This is a genomic window from Citrobacter sp. S55_ASV_140, assembly GCF_018919505.1.
GTDB lineage: Bacteria > Pseudomonadota > Gammaproteobacteria > Enterobacterales > Enterobacteriaceae > Citrobacter > Citrobacter werkmanii.
Window position 1 is genome coordinate 1 of sequence record NZ_JAHLQZ010000339.1, and the last position, 2,332, is coordinate 2,332.

Here is a 2,332-nt window from a genome sequence, read left to right on the forward strand (position 1 = left end):
ATGTAATGATCATCGTGAAATGGCGAAAAAAATAATTAAGCACGCTGACAAAGTCACGCTTCAACTCCACAGGTTATATATTCTCAGGAATTCTATTGTTCACAATGCTGAATCAAGCATGTACATTGATTTTCTTACAGCGAACCTGGAACATTATCTAAGAGGGACTATCAACGCAATGTTCTACATGGCGTCAACATTGCCAAAAGTGAGCTCCCCTGAAGAAGCATTCATACGGTATCACCATATGTATGAAACTATGCTTAAAAATTTAGAACCAACCTACAGGGTGACTAAGCAAGCGAAAATAAATGAAATCAATGGAAAGCTTGGTAATGGTGGGATGGTTACAAAAGATGACGAGCTTGTAAAATGGTTGAAGCTACACTCCTGATAATCAGCCCCGTTGATGAGCATTGAGGTAGACTAGCAACGTTTCAATCAAATACGTGGGTAATCACGTGTTGCAGCCCCTTGTTGATAACGAATTTTTTCTTGCCTCAACCGTATGAAAAGTTGAATCGTCACGGGTTTAACAGATACCTAAGAGTCATTAAGGATTGCGTAGAGATTTGTCATCTATAAGGAAATCACCATGTTCGGATTCTTTAAAAAGAAAAAACCTGATGCTGAGCCTGGTCAAGGCCCCTGGCTGACGGCAAAACAGTTTATCGCGCTGACGCTGAGTGATGAAAAGCTGTCGATGCCCGTGTACCTGCCGGGGCTCCGCAGTGAGGCCGAATGCGACGAGCTGGGTTTATGGCCGCTCATCTACATCTGGAATGTGGATCGTGCCGCTGGCACGTTCAGCCTTTCTGTTAATGGTAAGGCCATTGCCCACCTCCTGGAGCCTTTTGTGCCCCGTGAAGACCCTGCGTATGTTCAAATTCGTGATGAGGCGATGAAGGTCACTTCCGAGGTTTCAACGCGGTCCGTTCTGGTAACCATAGAGAAAACCGGCCTCATGCCCGATGTTTTGTTCGCGTACTACGCTGAGGATCTACAGCAGGAGCAGGGCTAACCGTCAGGGAGTGCTTGAGATTGCGCCAGGGATTTTATTAGTTAGTCCTGTCATCCTAACGCGAAATACTCGTCAAGAAATGCTTCAGGCTGCCGAAAAATACGATAATCATTATTCATGAACATAACTAAAAGGGATGGATCCGTATGAAGAAACTCCTGCTTCTTGTTCCGCTCGTGTTTGCTGCGCCGGTACTGGCTTCTGAAGTGACGGTGGGGCAGGTTTGCAAGGCTGCTTCTGCGGCAATGTTCGGCCGTGATCTCAAAATCATGCAGCTGGATAAAGTCGAGTCAGGTATTGCTTACGTACATTATATCCGACAGAACGATGGCACCCGCTGGGCCATCAAGTGCAAACTTATCGGCAATCAAGTGATGTGGGCATCTGACAATCCTGACAGTACCGGTCGCTGGCGTGATGATCCTGCTGACAGCACGGTCAGATATGCTGTTGAGGGGAAAAAAATCATTATTACTGAGGCCTACAGCGACGGTTCCAGCAGCTCCAATTCTTATCCGTTGAAGCAACTACAGTGACTACACAAACACGGCAGCTCAATATCCAGTGAACGACTGGTCCTTGCAGGACGCTTTGGATTACGCGCATGATGCCTCTGACGTGTAGTGTGATGCTTTTAGTATGCCTGCAAAAGGATTGCTCGTACCTGGGAGGTTGGTCAGGATGGGCGGCTAACAACGCTACCGATGCGGTTCAATTCCATGTAATCAGCTGAAACTTCCCGGCCGCTGCGGAGTAGACAGATGGCTGGTAGAGCGAGGCATTTCCTGAGGGTATAAGAGAATTTATGTGTATACTGGTCCTGATAATCGAGATGTCAGAATACTCAGGGAAGCTTCATTAGATGGAGTATAAACTTTTAATTAAAGTAAATATTTTCGGTGGACCTATTGTCATAATATTTAGCATTTTCACTTAAGGATATTTAATGAGCAATTTTATTTGGTTTGAAAAAACAGTTGAATACAAATTTGTTTTTTCAGCGAAAGAACACTGGGGAATAGACTTACTCTCTCCTCTTGCAGGTGATCCAGAAGTAATAGGCGATGCGATAGTATCTTCGAGGAATCGCTATTTTATTATTGAATTTAAAAGAAATGCGAAAAGCCGTACATCAGAGTATGAAAAATATAAAGGTAAAAAAGAGGGTTTTATCGAGTCTGTGAAAGCAATGACTAAAAATAGCAGTTGGGAACATCATTATATTATTTATGGGAGTATTGACTCTGAAACTAAAGATTTTATTCTTAAAGAGGAACGTTATTTTCAGTGCCAAGGGATCAGTCCAGTACC

At 44.0% G+C, this 2,332-nt stretch carries 2 protein-coding genes and 2 pseudogenes; all 4 read left to right on the top strand.

Features of this window, described 5'->3' with window-relative positions; genetic code table 11:
- Positions 1 to 394, top strand: a pseudogene (locus KQJ18_RS23435) (hypothetical protein); the annotation flags it as partial.
- A gap of 201 nt (positions 395 to 595) precedes the next feature.
- Positions 596 to 1,021, top strand: coding sequence for a hypothetical protein (locus KQJ18_RS23440; RefSeq protein WP_216422882.1), 426 nt, complete (start codon positions 596 to 598; stop codon positions 1,019 to 1,021).
- Positions 1,022 to 1,167: 146 nt separating this feature from the next.
- Positions 1,168 to 1,557, top strand: coding sequence for a hypothetical protein (locus KQJ18_RS23445; protein ID WP_062741457.1), 390 nt, complete (start codon positions 1,168 to 1,170; stop codon positions 1,555 to 1,557).
- A gap of 410 nt (positions 1,558 to 1,967) precedes the next feature.
- Positions 1,968 to 2,332 (top strand): annotated as a pseudogene (locus KQJ18_RS23450) (hypothetical protein); the annotation flags it as partial.